This window comes from Barnesiella sp. An22 (assembly GCF_963931395.1).
In the GTDB taxonomy this organism is placed as follows: Bacteria; Bacteroidota; Bacteroidia; order Bacteroidales; family Barnesiellaceae; genus Barnesiella; species Barnesiella merdigallinarum.
Window position 1 is genome coordinate 1,659,753 of sequence record NZ_OZ007014.1, and the last position, 21,451, is coordinate 1,681,203.

Below are 21,451 nucleotides of genomic sequence, written 5' to 3' on the forward strand. Positions count from 1 at the left end.
ATCAAGAAAATAGAACAAGCCCCAGAGTCTGGTCTTCAGCACTTCGGGGCTTGTCGTTATGGCAGGAGCGTTAGCATCGCTTTTCGTTCTTCTCGTTTTCGCGAATCCACTGCATCACGTTGGCTGGCGGCCGCTTGTTGTCGAGCTCGTGTTTCATAAAATCCATGTAGGGAGCCACATGCTCGAAAAAGCGGTGATACCCGGCACACAGGTAGTTCAGCCCCGGCTCACCGGTAGCGGTGCGGGCAAACCGGTTTTTGGGACACTCGCCGTGGCAGGCAAACAGGTAGTCGCACGCTTTGCACTGGGCCGGCAGGCCGTCGCGCTTGTTCTGCCCGAAGGCAATCTGTTGCGGGCTGTTCATCATCTCGATGAGCGACTTGGAGTAGATATTCCCCAGCTTGTATTCGGGGAAGACGAAGTGGTCGCAACTGTACACGTCGCCATTAAACTCCATCACGCCGGCATGGCCGCAAGTTTCGGCCATGGAGCAGATGCCCGGCATCACCCCCGCCCAATTGGCCAGCGTGGCATCGAACAGCTGCACGAAGTACTCGCCCACGTCGTTGCGCACCCATTCGTCGAAGAGGGTGCAGAGAAATTCGCCCCACTGTTCGGGCGAGACCGAGAAGTCGGTCACCCCGTCGCGCGTCTCCTCGTCGGGAGCCGCCAGATGGCGACCGTCGGCGTGCGGATTGATGCGCTCGACGATAGGGGTAAACTGGATATACTTGCAGTGAATATCCTTGAAAAAGTGATAGAAGTCGAGCGGATAATCGGCGTTGAAGTCGTTGACCACGGCCAGGGCGTTCCACTCCACCCCGTGCTTGTTGAGCAGGTTGATACCCTGCATCACCTTCACGAAAGTAGGCCGTCCCTGTTTCGTAAGGCGGTATTCGTCGTGAAACTCCTGCGGGCCGTCGATACTCACCCCCACCAGCCAGTTGTTCTCTTTGAAGAAGCGGCACCAACTGTCGGTCAGCAGCGTGCCGTTGGTCTGTATGCTGTTCTCGATGACACGGCCCCGACCATACTGCGCCTGCAGCTTCACCACCTTTTGGTAGAAGTCGAGCGGGCGCATCAGCGTCTCGCCGCCATGCCAGGTGAAGAGGATATGGTCGCTCGCCTGGCTCTCGATATACTCCTTGATAAACTTCTCGAGCAAACTCTCGCTCATGATATGGCGAGGCGTATCGTGGTAGAGCTTAGCCTTTTCGGTGTAGTAGCAATAGGTACAAGCCAGGTTGCAAATCGATCCCACCGGCTTGGCCATGATATACATGATTCGGTCGAATGGGGTATAGAGTGTCTTTTCCATAATCGAGTCTCTGTGACGTTTTTCTTATCTTCGTGTAGCAAAGATAGTGAAAGGTGAGCGCAGAGGCAAAAGAAAACGTAGTTTTCAATTTTGACTTTGCCGAACCGCATCCTGTCTTATCCAAAGATAGTGAAAGGTGAGAGGAGAATAAAATATAGAAACTGGTTTCGAATATTTTTTTCTATCGAGTCGTCTCCTGTCTTATTCCGTATTAGGTATTATGAGGTGTAAATCGTGTTAAAATATACTTGACGAGAGAACTCCGATAGCCGTATGTTGAATGAGGAAAATTTAAGACAAATCTATCATAAGATGGGTTGAGTTGTATCTGTTGTAAATCAAAATACTATCGGACTATGACCTTGGGAGCCGTTGTGTATTCTGTCCGGTCCAATCAATTATCAGCAGAATATTTTTACGAAGTTTGATATATTTTGCATATCTTTGTATTTGGATAATTGTCTCCCCTCGGCAGGGGAGTTTTTAACAAGAAAGAGAAGTAAATGAAATATGCACTAGTGACAGGCGGGTCCCGAGGCATAGGCCGTGCTATTTGTTTGGGATTGGCCAAAAAGGGAATACCTGTAATTATCAATTACCAGACGAGCAAGGAGTCTGCCGAGCATGTAAAATCGTTGGTTGAGGCCGAAGGTGTGTCGGCCGAACTTGTCTCTTTTGATGTCAGCAACAAGGCCGACGTAGATAAGGCTATAGACCAATGGGAGGCGCAGCATCCCGACGATTACATAGCCTATTTGGTAAACAACGCGGGCATCCGGAAAGATAACATGATGTTTATGATGCCCGAGCAGGATTGGCGTCGGGTAATTGATGTCAGTCTGAATGGTTTTTTTTATGTTACACAACGGCTTTTACCTCAAATGATGATGCGCAAGCGTGGTGGAAGAATCGTAAATATCGCTTCTTTATCGGGCCTGAAAGGTATGGCGGGGCAGACCAATTACAGTGCAGCCAAAGCAGCTCTTATTGGAGCGACAAAAGCATTGGCTCAGGAAGTGGCTGTACGTAATGTGACGGTTAATGCCGTTGCTCCCGGCTTTATTGAGACCGATATGACCAAAGATCTTCCGGAAGATCAGCTGAAAAATCTGGTGCCGATGCGTCGATTTGGAAAGCCTGAAGAGGTTGCTTCGTTGGTCTGTTTCCTCTTGTCAGATGAAGCAAGCTACATTACGGGTGATGTCATTTCAATCAATGGAGGATTATATACGTAAAAGATGGAAAGAAGAGTTGTAATAACCGGCATGGGTATTTGGTCATGCCTGGGTACAGATATAGAGACTGTCAAAGAATCGCTTTATCAAGGAAAATCGGGAATCGGACTGGATCAGGACCGTTTGAGCTATGGCTATCGCTCGGGGCTGATGGGAATCGTAGCGAAGCCCGTAATTACCAAGAAAGATCTCGACCGACATATTCGCGCAGGAATGTCGGAAGAAGCGGAGTATGCTTTCATGGCCAGTCGCCAGGCGTTTGATATGGCACAGATAGATAGCGAGTATCTGCAGCAAAACGAGGTGGGCTGTATTTTCGGAAATGATTCGTCGGCCAAGCCTGTGGTAGAGTCGGCTAGAATTATGGACGAAAAGCACGATACCGAGATGCTGGGTTATGGCTTGGTTTTTCAGTCGATGAATTCTACGGTGAATATGAACCTCTGTACTATTTTTCATTTGCGAGGAATCAATTTCACCATCAGTGCGGCATGTGCCAGTGGTAGCCATTCGATAGGCATGGGTTATATGCTGATAAAACAAGGCTTGCAGGATGTCGTGTTGTGTGGTGGTGCGCAAGAGACAAATTATTATTCGATGGCTTCGTTTGATGCTCTCCGTGCCTTTTCTGTCCGTATGGATGAGCCTGCCAAGGCCAGTCGTCCGTTCGATAAGGATCGAGATGGATTGATACCGAGTGGAGGCGCGGCCGCACTTGTACTCGAGGAGTATGAGCATGCAAAAGCCCGAGGGGCAAATATCTTGTGCGAGGTTGTGGGCTATGGATTTTCCAGTAATGGAGTGGGTATTTCACAGCCGAGTGACGAAGGTTGCGAAATAGCCATGTCGCGAGCTATGAAGGATGCCGGAGTTACCCCCGACGACATCGATTATATCAATGCACATGCCACGTCGACCCCGCAGGGCGACATGTACGAAGCCAAGGCATTGACCCGATTGTTTGAAGGTACTCATGCGTTGATCAGTTCCACCAAGTCGATGACCGGGCATGAATGTTGGATGGCAGGAGCAAGCGAAATCGTCTATTCGATAATCATGATGCGAAATAATTTTGTGGCACCCAATATCAATTTGGAGCACCCTGATGAATATGCCGAGAAATTGAATTTGGCCGTAAAGACGGTCAATACTCCGTTGGATGTTATTTTAAGCAATAGCTTCGGCTTTGGAGGGACGAACAGTGCTCTTGTTATTCGGGCTATAAGAGAATAGAGAATAAAGTGTAACTAAAAAAAACGAATTGACTATGAAGAGAATTGTTTTTGCGCTGGTATTGGTTCTGGGTGTTGTTTCCCTGAATGCGGCAAATCCGGTGAGATTGGTCAAAGGTGATGTTTCTGTTTTCCAACAAGAAGTCGTTGCCAACGTCATCATTGATGACCATACGACAAAGATCGATCGGACAAATCAGACAGCCGACGTATACTATGGTAATAAAAGCCAGGCCGAGTATGACAAGTTTGTAGACGATGTAGACCGGGGACATGCCAGTTTTATTACCTATTTTAACGAGAAAAAGATCAGTAAGACTAAACTTACCATGGCCAGCCAATCGGAGTATGCCCAATATACACTGAAGGTCGATGTATCTTTGATGAATGTCGGAAATGGCGGTGGTGTGGTATGGGGATTCAACCGTAAATCGGGAGGCGCCTTGATAAACGGGACCATGCACCTGATTGACAATGCAACCGGCGAAGAGGTTTGTACGTTTGAATTTGAACGTGTAAAGGGATTGATGGGCCCTATATTTAGAGCTCGGGTAATCAGTGTATATCGGTACCTTGCCGATGGACTTCTTGATGCAATACAATAATGAAACTTTCACCGACTTTATCTAAAGCATATACAAGCGAGCGGCTTTCGGCTCACGAAGCCCAATTCAAGGCACAGCTTATAGCTTGGGGCCCGGCTGTATTTCAGGTGTCACGTATTATGTTGAAATATGGTGTCTTGGAGATGTTGCGTGATAGTGAGGTCGGGTTGACCCGTGAAGAGATATGTGAGCGTACCGGTTTAAGCGACTATGCTGTGAAATGCTTGTTGGAAGCATCGCTCGGTATAGGGCTTGTTTTGGCCGATATGGATACGGATCGTTACAAGTTGGCCAAGACAGGATGGTTTTTGTTGATAGACCCGGCCACTCGTGTCGATATAGATTTTAACCAAGATGTCAATTACGAAGGGTGGTTCCGGTTGGAAGATTCTTTTCTTCAGGGAAAGCCCGAAGGCCTGTCTCATTTTGGACAATGGCCTACTATCTATGAAGGCCTGTCCTCTTTGCCCGAGAAGGTGCAGAAGTGTTGGTTTGCCTTTGACCATTTTTATAGCGACCACTCGTTCGACGAGGCCCTGAGTATTGTCTTCGGTACCTATAAGCCTCGTCGGTTGTTCGATGTGGGAGGTAATACAGGCCGGTGGGCATTGCGTTGTGTCGATTATGACAAAGAGGTAAGGGTTACCATTTTGGACCTTCCTCAACAAATCGAGATGATGCAGGTTCAAGTTCTGGGCAACCCGGGAGCCGATCGTATTGACGGTTATGGTATAAATCTTCTGGATGAAAGCCAGCATTTCCCGTCGGACAGAGAGGTCGATGCTATTTGGATGAGCCAGTTTCTGGATTGCTTCAGTATGGACGAGATTGTAAGCATTCTGAACCGGGCCCGAGAAGTGATGACAGCCGAGACAAGAGTATATATTATGGAGACTCTGTGGGATCGGCAGAAATATGTACCGGCGGCATTGGCTTTGACCATGACCTCGTTGTATTTTGCAGCTATGGCTAATGGCAATAGCAAGATGTATAATACCGAAGATTTGCAGTCGTGTATCGAGAAGGCCGGGCTCCGGGTCGAGCATATTTATGATGGTCTCGGCCATGGCCATAGCATTTTAGTGTGTAAACTTAAATAATTGATTTATATGACAAGAACAGAGATTGAAGAGGAAGTGCGTAATTTCCTTATTGAAGAATTGGAGATTGACGAGGATAAAATTTTGCCCGATGCCAAATTGAAAGAGGATATGGGCATCGATTCTCTCGATTTTGTAGATATTGTAGTAATCGTAGACAAGCGATTCGGTTTCAAGATTAAGCCGGAAGAGATGCAAGGAGTCGATACATTTAGTAAATTCTGTGATTATATAGAGCGTAGAGTCAATGGTTGATTGACTCGTGGTATCGGATATGTCGGAATTAGAGCATAAAAATTGGAGTGGAACAACCGACGGGACCCCGTGGATGCAGAAAACATTGATACGTTGGTTCCGTCATACAACCTTACTGATTCCGTATTGGTGTATGGGTTGGATAGTCCCTTTCTATATGTTGTTCCGTCATAAAGGATACATAGCGAGTTATCGGTTATATCGTCATAGATTTCATAAAAATCCGCTGAAGGCATTTGGTTATGTATATGCTAACCATTTTCGCTTTGGACAAGTTATTGTCGATCGTTTTGCTGCCTATGCCGGGCATCAGTTTCATTTTGAGGTAGAGGGACAAAACCTGTTCGACAAGCTGGAAAGTGCAGAAGAGAGTTTTTTGCAGTTGAGTTCGCATATTGGAAACTACGAGTTGGCGGGATATTCGTTAAAGCCTCGGCACAAGGTGTTGCATGCTCTTGTATTTGGAGGAGAGACCGAAACCGTCATGGCGTCGCGGGCTCAAATGTTTGCGCAGCATGGAGTGAAGATGGTGCCTGTGCGTCGGGATATGTCGCATGTATTTGCTTTGAATGAAGCCTTGCGAGAGGGAAATATAGTAAGTATGCCCGGCGATCGAATCTTTGGGTCGCCACGGAGCATATCCTGCACGTTTTTGGGAGCTGTCGCCCAATTTCCCATGGGGCCTTTTGCTATGGCTGAACAGCGCCGTATTCCGGTATTGTCCATCTTTGTTATGAAGACAGGTGTCAAGTCTTATAAAATCTATGTACGCAGATTGTCTGGAACTGATAAACAGTCGCTCTGCCAAAGTTTCGCTACGGAATTGGAGAATATAGTTAAACAATACCCGACACAATGGTTCAACTTTTACGATTTCTGGACGTAGACCCTCAGGATATTCTGCCTCAGCGTCATCCCTTTATCATGATAGATCGGTTGACTCATTACGACGAGGCGGTAACAAGTACCAGACTCTTGGTCTCTTCTCATAATATTTTTGTGGAGAAGGGCAGGATGTTGGCGACCGGATTGATCGAGAACATAGCACAGACGTGTGCGGCAAGGCTCGGATATTTCAATCTGATCAGCGGGTTACCTGTAAAAATAGGTTTTATAGGAGCCATAAGTAACCTGCATATATTGCGCTGCCCTGCCGTGGGCGAGACGCTCGATACGACTATTCATGTTCAGGAAGAGGTTTTCGGCATGACATTGGTCTCGGCTGAGACCCGGGTTGGAGAAGAGATTATCGTAAATGCTGAAATGAAAATAGCCATACAATGAAAAAACTTACAGAAACCATAGATATAAACATTCGTTTTAGCGAAGTCGATTCGATGGATGTGGTTTGGCACGGTTCGTATCCCCTCTATTTCGAGGATGCTCGCGAGGCATTTGGCAAAAAATACGGTTTGGGGTATATGGATATATTTAAGAATGGCTATTTCGCTCCTCTTGTTGAATTGAATTTTCAATACAAGAAACCACTTATCTATGGGATGCGTCCGATTATCACCATTACATATTGTCCGACGGATGCTGCAAAAATCGTATTTGATTATGAAATTCACGATTCGGCAGATGGAACGCTTATTGCTACGGGGTATTCGGTACAGGTTTTTACCGATATGAATTACCGGTTGATGTGGTTTGCCCCTCCGTTTTTTGAAGAGTGGAAAAAACAATGGATCGAGGAATGATTGTCAAATTGTCAGACTATATAGTGTCTCCACTTGCAATGGGTACGCAGGCCAATTACAAGTGCGTAAAGGAAGGGCAGACCAGGCTTTGCACCTATGCGGGGAAATGGAATCTACCCGAGCCTTTTGTGGCATCTATGATAGACGATGATGTCATTGATGCGGCATGTGCCGAGTCGAATATTACAGGGGAGTATACGAAATTTGAGCGGATGGCGATTCTTGCGGCTTCTCGTGCGTTGCAGAGAGTCCCGATTCGATCTGCCGATAAGGAGGTATTGTTTATTCTTTCCACAACGAAAGGGAATATCGGCATATTGGACGAGCAATGGAGAGGGGCATACTCTCCTTCTCGTGTGCTGTTGACAGAAACCGCAAAACAGATAACCCGGTGGTTTCATAATCCCAATACACCGTTGGTGGTATGCAATGCCTGCATCTCTGGACTGAGTGCTCAGATTGAAGCTGTTCGGGCGTTGGAGTCGGGACTGTATCGTTATGTGGTAGTAATAGGTGCCGATGTGTTGTCTCCCTTTATTGTGAGCGGATTCCAGTCGTTGAAGGCCCTTTCGGACAGCTGTTGCAGACCTTTTGATGAAGACCGTACCGGTTTGAATTTGGGCGAGGCAGCTGCCTGTATCGTATATGGATGTGTTGCAGAGGGTTCGGAAGAGGCTCGAGAGAACTGGCATATAACGTGTAGCGCGGTTCGGAACGATGCGTTTCATACCTCGACCCCGTCCAAAACAGCCGAAGGGGCTTGTGCCGCATTAAAGCAGGTGTTGTCCGGGCAAAAGTTGTCGGAACTTGCATTCGTAAATCTACATGGTACGGCAACCTTGTTTAATGATGAGATGGAGGCCGTGGCTCTTGATCGCATGGGATTGAGCTCTCTTCCGGCGAATGGATTGAAGGGATATTTCGGTCACACGTTGGGAGCTTCGGGGGTACTTGAGACCTTGATTTCGATGGAGGCTGTCGACGACCATACCATTCTTGCCACGAAGGGGTTCGACGCGTTGGGCGTAAGTCGAAAGATCAATGTCTCGAACCGGCATAGACAGACTGATGGCAGGGCATTTCTGAAAATGATGGCCGGTTTTGGCGGTTGTAATGCGGCCCTGATTTTTGAGAAAGGGGAGGAGGTCTCTCCGAAACATCAGGCTGCACATCGGACCAGTTTCGATATAACCCATACGGTAAAAATCACACCGCGGGAAGTCGTTGTCGATGGGGTTCAATTGGCTGTGACAAGTGCTGGCATGTCGATGTTGAAAGATTTGTACCATACCTGCGTCGGTGATTATCCGAAATTTTATAAAATGGATCCGTTGTGTAAATTGGGATTTATCGCATCGGAGCTATTGTTGGAGGCTGAGGCCAAAACCGAAGGTGTTGCGCGATTTTCGGGATGCGACGATCGGGCGGTAGTCTTTGTCGGACGAAGCGCTTCATTGTGTGCCGATCGGCTTTATCAGCAGACTATTCAGCATGCCGACGATTATTTCCCGAGTCCCTCGGCTTTCATTTATACGTTACCCAATATATTGACGGGCGAGATTGCCATCCGCAATCAATACCATGGCGAAACCTTATATTTGTCGCAGGATTCACCTCAGGCGGTAAACCGCTTGATGGAGCAGGTGCTCTCATCACCGGGTACGGCAAGTGTGATAGGCGGTTGGATTGAAATTGCAAATACAGATGAATTTGAAGCTAATATATCAATTATAAGAAAATAATTATGGAAGAACTTATTCAAAGTCTGAAACAACAAATCATAGAGGCATTAAATTTGGAAGATATTACGGTCGATGACATAGACAACGATGCCCCTCTTTTTGGGGATGGGCTCGGTCTTGACTCGATTGATGCGCTTGAACTGATTGTGTTGATGGAAAAGAAGTATGGCATAAAACTTAGCGACCCTACACAGGGAAAAGCTATTTTTAAATCGATCAATACGATGGCCGAGTATATAGCGGCTCATCGTACGAAATGATTCTTATTAGAGAAGGGTTGAATGGAAAATGCAGTGTACATAACGGGTGCTGGCATTATCTCGGCGATAGGAAACAATAAAGCCGAGGTAAAGCAAGCTTTGCTGGATGGACGGTCGGGCATTGGAGAGATCCGGATATTGCAATCGGTGCATCGGGAGTTGCCTTGTGGAGAAGTGAACCTCTCTGACGAGGAGTTGCTCGCGATGCTTGGCATCTCTTCGGATTCCCCGTATAATCGGACCGCACTGTTGGGAATCGTCGCTATTCAAGAGGCGGTAAAGCAGGCCGGGGTACCTTTGGATGAGGCGTTTTTGCTATCGGGTACAACCGTGGGCGGAATGGATCGTACGGAACTCCATTTCCTGGACATGTTGGAACATGACGACAACCTCAATCTGTTATCTTCGCACGATGCAGGATCTACCACACAGTTTATGGCAGACTATTTCGGCATTCCGCAACAGCGTACGGCTACTATTTCGACAGCCTGTTCGTCGGCCGCCAATGCCTTTATTGTGGGAGCAAATCTGATAAAGACCAGTAGAGCCGAGATTGTAATCGTGGGAGGTTGCGAGGCCCTCAGCCTGTTCCATCTGAACGGGTTTAACTCGCTGATGATTTTAGATATCGATCGTTGCCGCCCGTTTGATGATACACGTAAAGGGTTGAATTTGGGCGAAGGAGCCGCATTTATGGTTCTCGAGAGTGCGGATTCGGTTCAACGTCGGGGAGCTAAAGCCTTGGCAGTCTTGTCGGGGTATGGCAATCGATGCGATGCTTTTCATCAAACGGCATCTTCGGCCGATGGTGAGGGTGCTTATCTGGCCATGACCGACGCTTTGACAATGGCCGGACTTGCTTCCGATAAGATCGATTATATCAATGCTCACGGGACGGGTACGCCCAATAACGATTTAAGCGAAAGCCGGGCTTTGAAGCGTCTCTTTTCTCAGACCATGCCTCGGATTTCGAGTACGAAGTCTTTTACCGGTCATACGACTTCGGCCTCGGGCGGTATTGAGATGGTCATCTGTTTACTGGCTCTGCTCGATGGCTTTGTCCCGGCCAACTTGGGTTGGAAGAATCAAATGCCCGAAGGTATTACACCCAGTCTGGGCGAAACCGATGTTGTGTTGAACCACGTGATGTGTAACAGCTTTGGCTTTGGAGGAAATGATTCGTCATTGATTCTTTCGAAAATCGGCTGTGGAGATGAAGCGAAATCGGGATGTACTCCCGGGCCAGTGTCGATGGAGGTATTGGCGACGGTACGCTTTACCCCCGATATGTCGGATAGAATCAAAGAGTTCGTTAAACCCATGGAGGCCCGCCGTTTGGGCAAATTGCAAAAAGCGGCTTTGATTACATCGCTCTCTGCATTGCGTGAGGCAAACCTTGAGTGCCCCGATGCCATTGTCGTGGGTACCTCGTATGGCATGCTGGAGAACAGCGAGAAATTCCTGATGCAACTCTGTCGCGATGGAGAGCAAGAGCTAAGCCCTACACAGTTTATGCAAAGCACGCACAATACGATTGCAGGTACCTTGGCCATTCATACCCATTGCCATGGATATAATATAACCTATACACAATTGGGCGAACAACAGGTATTGGATCGTTGCATGCAAGATGTTGAAATGTTGATGCAGGAAGGTCAGATCGATTATGCTCTCATCGGGTATCACAATGAGGTTACTCCGGCCTTGCACGACATGATTCTGCGGTTGCGAGGAGAGGATGTACCTGTGGGTGTAAGCTCTGTTGCCATAGTGATACGAAAACGATAAATGCCATGTGGAGACTTTTAGTTTACTCTCTTCTGCAATCTGTTTTGCTGACTTCGGGGCAGGTGCTGCTGAAGTTTTCGTTGCAGAAAATGTTGCCATTCGGCTGGAACCGGGAGTTCTGGTGGTCGGTGTTTGGTAACTGGCAGTTTGCCGCCTGCGGATTATGTTTCGGGGCTGCATCTCTGCTATGGATGTATATTTTGAAGAATTTCCCATTAAGTATGGCATACCCGATGGTCAGTCTCAGTTATGTGATAGCCATGTTTTTCGCCATACTGTTCTTTCATGAGACTATTCCGGTACATCGGTGGATCGGGTGTGCATTGATTGTTGGCGGATGTCTGTTAATACTTAGGTAATGATGAAATTAGCGATAAGACAAATCTTTTTATTGGCATTGTTTGTCGGCTTCCCGGCCTGCTTGTCGGCACAGCGGGCTGTAGGTGCGGCCGAAAGCAAGAAAATGATTGACGAGGTATGTGCAACGGCGAGTAAGATGACTTCGTTGCGTTGCGATTTCAAGCAGGTTAAGAATCTGTCTCTGTTGAAAACCGAAATGGTTTCTCAGGGTAAGATGTATTACAAGAATGGTAAATTCCTGCGTTGGGAATATATATCGCCTTATACCTATACGTTTATCTTGAATAGAGATTCTGTGATATTGAAATCGAGTACGCAAACGGATGTTATCTCGGTGAGGTCGAGCAAATTGTTTCAGCAGATTGCCCGTATTATGATGAATAGCGTGACGGGCAAGAGTTTGTCCAATACCGAAGATTTCAGCGTGGTCATGTATCTGGTTGACGGGGTATGGATGGCACGTCTTACGCCCAGGCAGAAAGCCTTGTCTCAGTTCTTTAGTTGCATTCAATTATATATCGATCCGAAGATAAAAATGGTAAGTAGGGTCGAACTCATCGAGAAGAGCGGAGATACCACCCGGATTACATTAACGAAGATAGAGAAAAATGTAGCGATAGGCGATGCTGTTTTTTCAACGAAATAGAGCGATGAGTGCAGCCTTGCAGAGATTGCTGTTGATCTGTTGTCTCCTGTGGTGCTCGGGTATCATGCTGGCACAGAGTGTACAGCAATACCATATCGATATATCTTTGCCCAAGGGGGGACATTTGTCGGGTATCTGCCTTATTCGTATGGACAGTGTCACCGGCGATGGTGCGATGAGTGTAGTCAACGAGTTTGGTATCAAGGCCTATGATGCTGTATATTCGGGAAAGAAGCATAGCGTGAAGTTGAAAAATACGATGCCGGTCTTGAATAAATGGTACATTCGTAGGGTAATAGCCAAGGATATGTCGGTTCTGTTCAATCCGAATCGGAAACTGCCCGGGCGTCGTGTCTTGTTGAGAAAAGACGACGGCTCTCTCTTGTTGTCGAATAAGCGGTTTAAAATCACATATAGTTTACGTCCCATAACAGCAAATGTTACAGAATAGTTTTTACAAAATAGTGAATATGGATTCCGGGCAACAAGATTGCACGGCAACGATTTGTCTGAATCGGGAGCATGAGATTTATAAAGCACACTTCCCGGGGCAGCCTATTACGCCAGGCGTGTGCCAAATTCAGATTGTAACGGAAATATTGGCTTTACGGTTAAATGAGGAGGTGTATTTGTCCGATATAAAGAATGTCAAATACATGGCGGTCATTTCTCCCGAAGAGGTTTCTGAATTGACGGTCGATATGCAGATAAAAGCTCGCGAGCAAGACTCTTGTAAGGTGAGCGCTCTGTTCCGCTGTGGAGACCGGATATTTTCTAAGATGTCGATGACCTATCATGTGGTGCGTGATAATTCCAACATATAATAATGCAGGTACCATTTGTCAGGTGGTATCGGATGTACAACGGTATACACGCGACATCATCGTAGTAAATGATGGCTGTACCGACAGTACGGCCTCCTTGTTGTCCCGAATGGATGTGACGGTGGTCGACTACGGTGCTAACCGGGGAAAAGGATATGCGTTGAAAGCCGGGTTTCGAAAAGCACAAGAGCTGGGGTTTGATTATGCGATAACAATCGATGCCGACGGTCAACATTTTGCCAGCGATATTCCCTGTTTTGTAGAGGCCTTGAGTCGCCATCCGGGTAGTTTGATTGTAGGAAGCCGTAATTTGTCGGAAGAGAATATGCCATCGGCCAATACCTTTGCCAATAAGTTTTCAAACTTTTGGTTCCGGTTGCAAACGGGAATCAAATTGCCCGATACACAGACCGGTTATCGTTTGTATCCTTTGAAGAAGATGGGGAAACTGTGGTGGCTGACGTCTCGATACGAAGCAGAATTGGAGGCGTTGGTCTATGCGGCATGGCAGGGTATATCTATTGTCCCTATTGATGTGAAGGTTTACTATCCGCCGGTCGGACAGCGGGTCTCTCATTTCCGTCCGGTGTACGATTTTGTACGCATCAGTTTGTTGAATACCCTTCTTTGTCTTCTGGCTGTTGTGTACGGTTATCCCTCAAAGTTTATAAGAGCGTTGTATGACTAAGTTTTTCTTGAAAATATTCGATATACTGATAGGACATCGGAAGGCCGTGTACATATCGACATGTCTGGTCCTACTGGGGTGTGCCGTCTTGGCTCTTCGCATGCACTACGATGAAGATATTTCGGCATTTATTCCGTTGGATCGTCAGACTGCCAAGTATTCGGAAGTTTTTAATAATATGGGCGGTCAGAATAAGATTGCAGTCATATTTCGTGGAACAGATGATGTTTCGCTTCTGGAGGAGGCGATGGATGCCTTTGGCGAGTCTGTTGCTGAACGCGATACCTGTAAACTGGTGCAAAATTTACAGGTCCGTGTCGATGAAACGGTGATGATGGATATTTTACGGTCGGTCTGGAGTGTATATCCTCTGATGATGACCGATGCAGATTATCAGCATCTCGATTCGGTTATGGCTGCCGACCGTTACTTGGACGACCAGATGGATCGGAACAGACAGATGCTGATGCTGCCGACGGGGAGCATTGTCGCTCAAAGTTTGCCGTATGACCCTTTGCACATGAGTACAGGTGTCGCCAATCGTTTGCGCGATTTGAATATAAATAACGAGTACCAGATGGTCGATGGCTATCTGTTTAAGGATGGTGCCGGCATTGTATTGCTCGAGTCGCCGTTTGGCATTAGCGAGTCTTGTAATAATCAGCAGCTACAAGACCTGTTGGATGCGTGTATCTTGGATGTACGTTCTGTTTATCCGTCGTTGTCGATGTCGGCTATCGGGGCACCTTTGATAGCTGTAACCAATGCCAATCAGATTAAGGCGGATAGTTATCTGGCCGTAGGTTTGGCGGTTGTGCTTATTCTGCTGATTTTATTTTATTCGTTCCGCAAGGTCGGCAATCTGCTTTGGATCGGAGTTTCCGTTTTTGCCGGATGGTTGTTTGCGTTGGGGGTCATATCGTTGATTCATGACAGCATCTCGTTGATTGTAATAGGTATAGGGTCTGTCATTATTGGCATTGCCGTTAATTACCCCTTGCACTTTATCGATCATCTCAAGCATGAGAGCAATATGCGTGAAGCGCTAAAAGAGATGGTGCCTCCGTTGCTGGTGGGAAATATCACGACGGTCAGTGCCTTTTTATGTTTGGTTTTGCTCGATGCCCAGGCCATGCGCGATTTGGGTCTGTTCGGTTCGCTGGTTTTGGTAGGGACTATTTTGTTTGTACTTGTCTGCCTGCCTGTTTTTCTGAATCCCGAAAAGGTGAAAGGTCATTCGAACCAACCTCGGCTTTTCGAGCGGTTCAGATTTTCGCCGGGTCGGAGGATGAAGCGAGTCGTTTTGTGGAGTGTCGTGGGGCTGACACTGCTGTTGGGATATTTCAGCACAGATACCTCTTTCGATTCGAATATGCAAAATATCAATTATATGTTGCCTGAGCAGCGGGAGGATCTGAAATTCTTGTCTTCGAGCTTGCAGAGCTCGAATGACAGTCTGTCTACCTTGTATGCGGTTGCAGAGGGGGCAACATTGGATATTGCATTGAGCCGGAATGAACAGATGGTCGACAGTATTGCAGGCCGGACGGGTGTGAATAGGGTCGTGGGGATTGCCGGAATGATGCTCTCGGACAGCCTCTCGGTGCGACAAATGAAACGATGGACCGATTTCTGGGATTCAAAACCGACCTTGATCAAAGACTTGGAGAGAGCCGCTAATGCGTCGGGCTTTTCGTCCGGGGCCTTTTCTCCGTTTGAAGCCATGGTGTACCGTCCCCAGAGCGTTATCGACAACTCGTCGTATCGACAAAGTTTCATGGACCTTATCGGTCATCAGTTTGTGATGCACGACGAGAACGGATACAAGATTGTCAATTTTGTTTTGGTCGATAAGGAACGGGCCAATCAGATAAAGACAGATATGGCATCTGTTCTTCCGTCGGACTGTTTCGTCTTTTCGCAGTTCGATGTGAGCAGCCATTTGGCAGTAGTGCTTTCCGATTCGTTCAATTATATTGGCTTTGTTTGTGGGTTTGTGGTATTCCTGTTCCTGTGGCTCTCCTTTGGCAGCATCGAGTTGAGTTTGTTGGCCTTTTTGCCCTTGGCGGTCAGTTGGATCTGGATTTTGGGCATCATGCAGATATTGGGCTTGCAATTTAACATTGTGAACATTATTCTGGCTACATTTATTTTTGGTCAGGGCGATGATTATACCATATTTATAACAGAAGGGCTGATGTACGAATATACGACAGGGCGCAAGCGTTTGGCCCGCTATAAGAGTAGTGTGGCGCTTTCGGCCATTATTATGTTTATCGGTATCGGGACCTTGATTTTCAGTAAGCATCCAGCCATGCGATCTTTGGCCGAAGTGGTTATTATCGGTATGATTACGGTCGTTGTGATGGCCTATTATTTACCACCCTTGGTATTTCGTTGGTTGACGGAAAAGCATGGGAAGCGGCGGGAATACCCTGTGACTTTGTATCGATTAGCTGCATCGGTTTTCTCCTTCTCGTTTTTCCTTTGTGGCATGTTTTTCGTATTGGTCCCTTATACGTTATTGATTCATCGTCCGTTGCGGAAGGTTTGGGCTGGAGGGGAACAATTTTATCATAAACTGTTGCAGCGGGTCTCTCATTTTGTTATTCGGCGGGTTCCGGGTGTGAAGTTCCGGGAGATGAACCGTGAAGGTGAGACCTTTGATAAACCGGCAGTGATTATCTGCAATCATCAATCGCATCTCGATGTCATGTGTATCATGCAGTTATCGCCCAAAATAATTATATTGACCAACGATTGGGTATGGAATAATCCGTATTATGGGCTGGTAATTCATACGGCTGAGTTCCGTCCTGTATCCAATGGATTTGACCGGAACTTCCCGTATTTGCAGGATCTTGTTCGTCGGGGATATAGTATCGTGGTGTTCCCGGAGGGTACACGAACCCCTGATGGTGAGATAGGCCGTTTTCATAAAGGAGCCTTTACACTGGCCAAAGCTTTGGGAGTGGATGTGTTGCCCATGTTTATACATGGCTTGTACGATGTGTTGCCCAAGCATGATTTCATGTTGCGCAAGGGAACCATAACCTTAGAGGTCGGGAAAAGAGTGACTGCCGATTCCATGAAAGATGTCGACGACCGTTCTATAAAGAGATCCATGCACCGCTTTTATGTTGCGCATTATGCCGAAATGAGAGCGCAATTAGAGACCCCGGAGTATCAGGCTCCGTATATTGCATATAAAAATAAATACAAAATCAAGGAGGTATGAAGAGGGTAGTTGTTGTTGGCGGAGGACTCGGGGGGCTGTCGACAGGCGTTTTGTTGGCAAAGAACGGGTATGAGGTGTGTGTATTGGAGCAAGGTGTGCAGATAGGTGGATGCTTGCAATGCTTTTATCGTCGAGGCGTGAAGTTTGAAACGGGTATGCACTTTATCGGGAGTGCCGACGAAGGTCAAATTTTAAATAAAATGTTACGCTATTTGGAGGTTGCAGACAAGATTTCCTTATCGCGTTTGGATACTGCCCGTTATCATACGGTTGCATTGGAGGGAGAGCGATTCGATTTTGCCAATGGCAAGGAGGCTTTTATCGAACAGATGGCAACCTATTTCCCGGCTCAGAAGGATAATCTGGTAAAGTATTACAATACAGTAGAGAGTATATCTGCCTCATCGGCGTTGCATACATTGAAAAATGGAACTACCGACAATGCTATCAATCTGAAGTATCAGTTGACCTCGATCAACGAGGTTATCGAATCTTTGATAGACGACCCGTTGTTGCAGAAGGTATTGGTGGGAGATCTTCCCTTGTATGCTGCCGTGCGCGATAGAACACCGTTTGCCGTGCATGCCTTTATCATGGATTTTTATAATCAGAGTACCTTTCGGATAATCGGCGGGAGCGATTGGGTGGCCAAGGCGCTGGTCGATGTGATTGCCAAGTATGGGGGCGAGGTGCGTACACAAAGCCGAGTAACACGTATCGTATGCGACGAAAAGCAGGCGACTGGCGTGGAGGTAAACGGTTGCGAGTTTATAAAGGCCGATTATGTGATTTCGGCCACACACCCGATGCGTACGTTGGAGATGTTACGCGATACGCATTTGATTCGTCCCGTTTTTCGGAATCGTATCTGTAATATTCCTCAGACAACAGGCGCTTTTTCGGTATATTTGCGTTTTAAAAGTCATATGGTAACTTATATGAATTATAACTTTTTTGGCTATAATTCCGATACGCCTTGGGGATGTGAAGAGTATGACGAATCGAACTGGCCGAAGGGGTATCTGTATGTGCACACTTGCAGTGAACCGGGGCAGCGTTATGCCGATGCCGGTTTGATATTGACTTATATGCGCATGGATGAACTGAAGTTATGGGAACACACATATACCGGCAAACGAGGTGGCGATTACGATGCTTTTGTAACAAGGCGGGCTCGACTATTGATTGATTCGCTTGAAAAACAGGTCCCGGGAATAGGTGATTGTATAGCCTCTTTTTATGTGGCATCGCCATTGACGTATCGAGATTATACAGGGACCGAAGGCGGATCGCTGTATGGGGTAGCCCGAGATTTGACACTGGGTGCCGCCGGTCGGGTGCCGCACAAAACGCGTATACCCAATGTGTTTATGACGGGGCAGAATATCAATTCGCATGGTATATTGGGCGTAATTGTAGGAGCGATGATAACCAGCAGCGAACTGTTGACGTCGGACTATATCTATACGCAAATATTGGAGACGAATAATTGTTGAATGTGCTTATGGGAAAGAATATACTGATTATCGGGGGCGGTTTGGGCGGATTGACAACCGGAGCTTTGCTGGCGAAAGAGGGATATAAGGTAACTGTTCTGGAGAAGAATAGGACCATCGGTGGGGGACTGCAGTGCTTTGGACGTAAAGGAGTCTCCTTTGAGACCGGCATGCACGTTTTAGGCGGTTTTTTACCGGGGCAGAGTTTATATAAGATATGCCGGTATTTGGGTATTTGGGATAAGTTGCGCATTCGTCATACCGACGCTGATTGTATCGATGCCGTAACCTTTGGCGTCGAGGGAAAGACCTACTCGTTACCTCGAGGCAAAGAGGCTTTCGAGCAATATTTGGCACATTGTTTCCCTCATCAGGCCGAAGGATTGCATCGGTATATGAACGCCATGTGGGCTTTGAGCGAGGAGGTCGATTTGTTTTATCTGCGCCCGAGCAGTCAACGGATGTTTCAGATTCATTCACCCGAATTCCTGATGCCTGTCGATCGATTTATAGCTCAATACATTACCGATCCCGATCTCGCCGAGTTGTTGGCCTATATGAATCCGTTGTATGGTGGTGTGGCCGGTCATACTCCTGCATATATACATGCACTGATCAATGTGTTGTATATCAATGGCTCAAGCACGTTTGAAAATGGGAGTCAGCAGATGGCCGACGCATTGGCCGAAGTGATTGAGAATGCGGGTGGAGCGGTTCATCCGGGCGATCCTGTTGTTGAGATTGCCGTGGAAAACCGCCTGATCAGTCACGTCTCTACCAAAAGCGGGAGATTATATACGGCAGATTGGTATATTTCGGATATTCATCCGTGCACTCTTTTGACATTGTTGCCGGCAACCGCATTCTTAAAGTCGTATCGGGATCGGTTGCAAGAGATACCCAACTCGTATTCGGCATTTTCGGTATATATCAAGTTTAAAGATGGTTCCCGTCAGCCTTTTGTCAATCATCCTCGCTATTTTCTGGAGAAGCACGGATATATGTGGCGATTGGAGGAGTATGACCCGGATCTATTCCCGTATGGGTTCATGTATCTGACTCCACCTTCGACGAATCAGGGAAAATGGGCCGAACGTATGACCGTGAACTGTCCGATGCCGTTTAGTGCAGTGAGTCAATGGGTCGATTCGTATACAGGGAATCGTCCTCAAGCGTACAAACAGTGGAAAGAGGCTACGATGCAGCAGGTTCTCGACAAGTTGGAACGTGTGTGTCCGCACTTGCGAGATGATGTGGATTTCTGTTTGGCATCGACACCTCTTACGATTCGAGACTATTATGGGACTAAGGATGGGTCGTTGTATGGCTATAATCACGATTGCAGTAATATCATGCTTTCGCAGTTGCCTATTGCAACGAAGGTCCGTAATCTGTTGCTTACCGGGCAGAATATTAACCTGCATGGTATTTGTGGAGTAGTCCTTACGTCCATTGAAACCGCCGAATGCCTTGTAGGAGAAGGTTGTATTGTAAATAAGATAAATGAAGAATATGAACGACGAGAGAGATTATAATGATATTCGTCCCTATTGCGACGAGGAGATACCGGCCGCTATGCAACGGATAGCCGATAGCGCTTCTTTCCCGTTGTTGGCTTCGTATGTATTCCCCGAAGCCGATATTGCAGAAGTAAGGGAGCGAATAAAAACTATTCATACGATTGAAGAGTTTCAGTCGCAGGTGATGTTTTATATGAATGCTCAGGTAATCAAACGTACAATGACGGCTTTTACTTATGGCGGATTGGAGCATCTTTCGCGAGATACACGATACTTGTTTATTAGCAATCATCGCGATATAGTGCTCGATAGTAGTCTGATGCAGTATGTGTTGTATGACAATGGTTTTGAGACGAGCGAAATTACGTTTGGCGCCAATCTGATGCAGAGCCAGCTTATTGTAGACATAGGCAAGTCTAACAAGATGTTTAGGGTAGAACGTCCGGGAACTAATATGAAGGAGTTCTATCAGGCATCGCTTCACTTGAGTTCATATATTCGCCATGCCATTTTGCAAAAGAGACAATCGGTTTGGATTGCTCAACGTAACGGCCGGACAAAAGATGGAAAAGATTTGACCGACCAGGGTATTGTCAAGATGTTGGGCTTGAGTCGAGGTGACGATAAGGTGCAATCGATAGCCGAGTTGCATGTAGCCCCTGTTTCTATCAGTTATGAATGGGAGCCATGCGATATTTTGAAGACGCTCGAGTTATATGAAAAACGACAGATGGGCCGTTACATCAAGAAACCGGGGGAAGATGTAAATAGTATTCTGACGGGATTTACTCAACCTAAGGGTAGGGTGCATTTAGAGTTTTGTGAACCTATCTCCGAAGACGAATTGGCTTTATACGACAACTGTACCTTGAATGGCTTTAATCGTGAAGTGGCAGGGCTGATCGATCGTCGCATCCATCGAGCCTACCGACTTACCCCCAACAATTATATTGCCCATGATTTGCGATATGGCAAAAGTGAATATATCGGTTGCTATACCGAGGAGCAGCGAGAGGCTTTTATGAGGCATCTCAATCTGTTGAAAAATTACGAGGATAAATGTGATATGGAGTCTTTGCTGGATATTTTGATAGGTATCTATTCAAATCCGGTGGATTATATGGAACGATAGATTATATTCGCGTTTGATATGAAACGGTCAAGTTATCGTCGATTCGAATTTTAATAATTATTAGATAACCAGGTAATTGTATGAAAGAAGAGATTAAGTCGCTGCTTGAGGATGCGCTCCCGTTGGTAAATTTCGATTCGGATTTTATTTTTGCAGAGCTCGATTCGTTGGGGATTACGACCATATTGATGATATTGTCTGAGCATTATGGAATCCAATTGGATCATCGCGACGCGACTCCCAAGAACCTGAAAGATCTCGACCACATTGTCGCGATGGTGCAAAAGAAACTTCAAGAGAAATAACCGGTAG

At 46.7% G+C, this 21,451-nt stretch carries 22 protein-coding genes; 21 read left to right on the plus strand and 1 reads right to left on the minus strand.

The window, feature by feature from the left end:
* Positions 1–70 precede the first annotated feature (70 nt).
* Positions 71–1,318 (minus strand): anaerobic sulfatase-maturation protein, encoded by a 1,248-nt coding sequence (locus tag ABGT88_RS06600; protein WP_346701120.1) that lies wholly within the window; start codon positions 1,316–1,318, stop codon positions 71–73.
* A 503-nt stretch (positions 1,319–1,821) separates the two neighbouring features.
* Here ABGT88_RS06600 and fabG point away from each other — a divergent pair.
* From fabG to ABGT88_RS06705, 21 genes are all read left to right on the plus strand, one after another.
* On the plus strand, positions 1,822–2,553 hold the full coding sequence (fabG, locus tag ABGT88_RS06605) for a 3-oxoacyl-ACP reductase FabG (RefSeq protein WP_346701122.1): 732 nt from the start codon (positions 1,822–1,824) through the stop codon (positions 2,551–2,553).
* 3 nt (positions 2,554–2,556) lie between these two features.
* Positions 2,557–3,786: a beta-ketoacyl-[acyl-carrier-protein] synthase family protein gene (locus ABGT88_RS06610; protein ID WP_346701124.1), complete on the plus strand. Its 1,230-nt coding sequence runs from the start codon at positions 2,557–2,559 to the stop codon at positions 3,784–3,786.
* A 34-nt stretch (positions 3,787–3,820) separates the two neighbouring features.
* Entirely contained in the window at positions 3,821–4,390 is a 570-nt protein-coding gene (locus tag ABGT88_RS06615; RefSeq protein WP_346701126.1) for a hypothetical protein, read from the plus strand.
* The gene (locus ABGT88_RS06620) at positions 4,390–5,490 is read left to right on the plus strand and encodes a methyltransferase (protein WP_346701128.1); all 1,101 of its coding nucleotides are present in this window, start codon (positions 4,390–4,392) and stop codon (positions 5,488–5,490) included. Before ABGT88_RS06615 ends, ABGT88_RS06620 begins: the two co-directional genes overlap by 1 nt.
* 9 nt (positions 5,491–5,499) lie before the next feature.
* Positions 5,500–5,745 carry an acyl carrier protein gene (locus ABGT88_RS06625; protein ID WP_298663286.1) on the plus strand — a complete coding sequence of 82 codons (246 nt, stop codon included), beginning with the start codon at positions 5,500–5,502 and terminating at the stop codon, positions 5,743–5,745.
* Positions 5,746–5,878: 133 nt separating this feature from the next.
* Entirely contained in the window at positions 5,879–6,631 is a 753-nt protein-coding gene (locus tag ABGT88_RS06630; protein ID WP_346701130.1) for an acyltransferase, read from the plus strand.
* The gene (locus tag ABGT88_RS06635; protein ID WP_346701132.1) at positions 6,601–7,029 is read left to right on the plus strand and encodes a pseudouridylate synthase; all 429 of its coding nucleotides are present in this window, start codon (positions 6,601–6,603) and stop codon (positions 7,027–7,029) included. Before ABGT88_RS06630 ends, ABGT88_RS06635 begins: the two co-directional genes overlap by 31 nt.
* The gene (locus ABGT88_RS06640) at positions 7,026–7,445 is read left to right on the plus strand and encodes a thioesterase family protein (protein WP_298663242.1); all 420 of its coding nucleotides are present in this window, start codon (positions 7,026–7,028) and stop codon (positions 7,443–7,445) included. The genes ABGT88_RS06635 and ABGT88_RS06640 overlap by 4 nt, the downstream gene beginning before the upstream one ends.
* A complete protein-coding gene (locus ABGT88_RS06645) occupies positions 7,430–9,187 on the plus strand; it encodes a beta-ketoacyl synthase N-terminal-like domain-containing protein (RefSeq protein WP_346701135.1) in 1,758 nt (585 codons plus the stop codon). Before ABGT88_RS06640 ends, ABGT88_RS06645 begins: the two co-directional genes overlap by 16 nt.
* A gap of 2 nt (positions 9,188–9,189) precedes the next feature.
* A complete protein-coding gene (locus tag ABGT88_RS06650) occupies positions 9,190–9,447 on the plus strand; it encodes a phosphopantetheine-binding protein (RefSeq protein WP_298663244.1) in 258 nt (85 codons plus the stop codon).
* Positions 9,448–9,468: 21 nt separating this feature from the next.
* On the plus strand, positions 9,469–11,235 hold the full coding sequence (locus tag ABGT88_RS06655; protein WP_346701137.1) for a beta-ketoacyl synthase N-terminal-like domain-containing protein: 1,767 nt from the start codon (positions 9,469–9,471) through the stop codon (positions 11,233–11,235).
* Positions 11,236–11,240: 5 nt separating this feature from the next.
* Positions 11,241–11,594, plus strand: coding sequence for an EamA family transporter (locus tag ABGT88_RS06660; RefSeq protein WP_298663246.1), 354 nt, complete (start codon positions 11,241–11,243; stop codon positions 11,592–11,594).
* Complete coding sequence (locus ABGT88_RS06665) at positions 11,594–12,241, plus strand: outer membrane lipoprotein carrier protein LolA (protein ID WP_298663247.1); 648 nt, start codon at positions 11,594–11,596, stop codon at positions 12,239–12,241. The genes ABGT88_RS06660 and ABGT88_RS06665 overlap by 1 nt, the downstream gene beginning before the upstream one ends.
* Positions 12,242–12,245: 4 nt before the next feature.
* Entirely contained in the window at positions 12,246–12,692 is a 447-nt protein-coding gene (locus tag ABGT88_RS06670) for a hypothetical protein (protein ID WP_298663248.1), read from the plus strand.
* A gap of 19 nt (positions 12,693–12,711) precedes the next feature.
* Positions 12,712–13,065 (plus strand): hypothetical protein, encoded by a 354-nt coding sequence (locus ABGT88_RS06675; protein ID WP_298663249.1) that lies wholly within the window; start codon positions 12,712–12,714, stop codon positions 13,063–13,065.
* Positions 13,037–13,753 (plus strand): glycosyltransferase family 2 protein, encoded by a 717-nt coding sequence (locus ABGT88_RS06680; RefSeq protein WP_298663250.1) that lies wholly within the window; start codon positions 13,037–13,039, stop codon positions 13,751–13,753. Before ABGT88_RS06675 ends, ABGT88_RS06680 begins: the two co-directional genes overlap by 29 nt.
* The gene (locus tag ABGT88_RS06685; protein WP_346701140.1) at positions 13,746–16,991 is read left to right on the plus strand and encodes a 1-acyl-sn-glycerol-3-phosphate acyltransferase; all 3,246 of its coding nucleotides are present in this window, start codon (positions 13,746–13,748) and stop codon (positions 16,989–16,991) included. The genes ABGT88_RS06680 and ABGT88_RS06685 overlap by 8 nt, the downstream gene beginning before the upstream one ends.
* Complete coding sequence (locus tag ABGT88_RS06690; protein WP_298663252.1) at positions 16,988–18,487, plus strand: NAD(P)/FAD-dependent oxidoreductase; 1,500 nt, start codon at positions 16,988–16,990, stop codon at positions 18,485–18,487. The genes ABGT88_RS06685 and ABGT88_RS06690 overlap by 4 nt, the downstream gene beginning before the upstream one ends.
* A gap of 8 nt (positions 18,488–18,495) precedes the next feature.
* On the plus strand, positions 18,496–20,022 hold the full coding sequence (locus tag ABGT88_RS06695; protein WP_346701142.1) for an NAD(P)/FAD-dependent oxidoreductase: 1,527 nt from the start codon (positions 18,496–18,498) through the stop codon (positions 20,020–20,022).
* Positions 20,000–21,139: a 1-acyl-sn-glycerol-3-phosphate acyltransferase gene (locus tag ABGT88_RS06700; protein ID WP_346701144.1), complete on the plus strand. Its 1,140-nt coding sequence runs from the start codon at positions 20,000–20,002 to the stop codon at positions 21,137–21,139. The genes ABGT88_RS06695 and ABGT88_RS06700 overlap by 23 nt, the downstream gene beginning before the upstream one ends.
* Before the next feature lie 80 nt (positions 21,140–21,219).
* Positions 21,220–21,444: a phosphopantetheine-binding protein gene (locus tag ABGT88_RS06705; RefSeq protein WP_298663255.1), complete on the plus strand. Its 225-nt coding sequence runs from the start codon at positions 21,220–21,222 to the stop codon at positions 21,442–21,444.
* Positions 21,445–21,451: the final 7 nt, after the last annotated feature.

Excerpts from the sequence above, each read along its gene's own strand:
- ABGT88_RS06600 (WP_346701120.1), bottom strand. The coding sequence starts at position 1,318 with ATGGAAAAGACACTCTATACCCCATTCGACCGAATCATGTATATCATG.
- fabG (WP_346701122.1), top strand. The coding sequence starts at position 1,822 with ATGAAATATGCACTAGTGACAGGCGGGTCCCGAGGCATAGGCCGTGCT.
- ABGT88_RS06610 (WP_346701124.1), top strand. The coding sequence starts at position 2,557 with ATGGAAAGAAGAGTTGTAATAACCGGCATGGGTATTTGGTCATGCCTG.
- ABGT88_RS06615 (WP_346701126.1), top strand. The coding sequence starts at position 3,821 with ATGAAGAGAATTGTTTTTGCGCTGGTATTGGTTCTGGGTGTTGTTTCC.
- ABGT88_RS06620 (WP_346701128.1), top strand. The coding sequence starts at position 4,390 with ATGAAACTTTCACCGACTTTATCTAAAGCATATACAAGCGAGCGGCTT.
- ABGT88_RS06625 (WP_298663286.1), top strand. The coding sequence starts at position 5,500 with ATGACAAGAACAGAGATTGAAGAGGAAGTGCGTAATTTCCTTATTGAA.
- ABGT88_RS06630 (WP_346701130.1), top strand. The coding sequence starts at position 5,879 with ATGGGTTGGATAGTCCCTTTCTATATGTTGTTCCGTCATAAAGGATAC.
- ABGT88_RS06635 (WP_346701132.1), top strand. The coding sequence starts at position 6,601 with ATGGTTCAACTTTTACGATTTCTGGACGTAGACCCTCAGGATATTCTG.
- ABGT88_RS06640 (WP_298663242.1), top strand. The coding sequence starts at position 7,026 with ATGAAAAAACTTACAGAAACCATAGATATAAACATTCGTTTTAGCGAA.
- ABGT88_RS06645 (WP_346701135.1), top strand. The coding sequence starts at position 7,430 with ATGGATCGAGGAATGATTGTCAAATTGTCAGACTATATAGTGTCTCCA.
- ABGT88_RS06650 (WP_298663244.1), top strand. The coding sequence starts at position 9,190 with ATGGAAGAACTTATTCAAAGTCTGAAACAACAAATCATAGAGGCATTA.
- ABGT88_RS06655 (WP_346701137.1), top strand. The coding sequence starts at position 9,469 with ATGGAAAATGCAGTGTACATAACGGGTGCTGGCATTATCTCGGCGATA.
- ABGT88_RS06660 (WP_298663246.1), top strand. The coding sequence starts at position 11,241 with ATGTGGAGACTTTTAGTTTACTCTCTTCTGCAATCTGTTTTGCTGACT.
- ABGT88_RS06665 (WP_298663247.1), top strand. The coding sequence starts at position 11,594 with ATGATGAAATTAGCGATAAGACAAATCTTTTTATTGGCATTGTTTGTC.
- ABGT88_RS06670 (WP_298663248.1), top strand. The coding sequence starts at position 12,246 with ATGAGTGCAGCCTTGCAGAGATTGCTGTTGATCTGTTGTCTCCTGTGG.
- ABGT88_RS06675 (WP_298663249.1), top strand. The coding sequence starts at position 12,712 with ATGGATTCCGGGCAACAAGATTGCACGGCAACGATTTGTCTGAATCGG.
- ABGT88_RS06680 (WP_298663250.1), top strand. The coding sequence starts at position 13,037 with ATGTGGTGCGTGATAATTCCAACATATAATAATGCAGGTACCATTTGT.
- ABGT88_RS06685 (WP_346701140.1), top strand. The coding sequence starts at position 13,746 with ATGACTAAGTTTTTCTTGAAAATATTCGATATACTGATAGGACATCGG.
- ABGT88_RS06690 (WP_298663252.1), top strand. The coding sequence starts at position 16,988 with ATGAAGAGGGTAGTTGTTGTTGGCGGAGGACTCGGGGGGCTGTCGACA.
- ABGT88_RS06695 (WP_346701142.1), top strand. The coding sequence starts at position 18,496 with ATGGGAAAGAATATACTGATTATCGGGGGCGGTTTGGGCGGATTGACA.
- ABGT88_RS06700 (WP_346701144.1), top strand. The coding sequence starts at position 20,000 with ATGAACGACGAGAGAGATTATAATGATATTCGTCCCTATTGCGACGAG.
- ABGT88_RS06705 (WP_298663255.1), top strand. The coding sequence starts at position 21,220 with ATGAAAGAAGAGATTAAGTCGCTGCTTGAGGATGCGCTCCCGTTGGTA.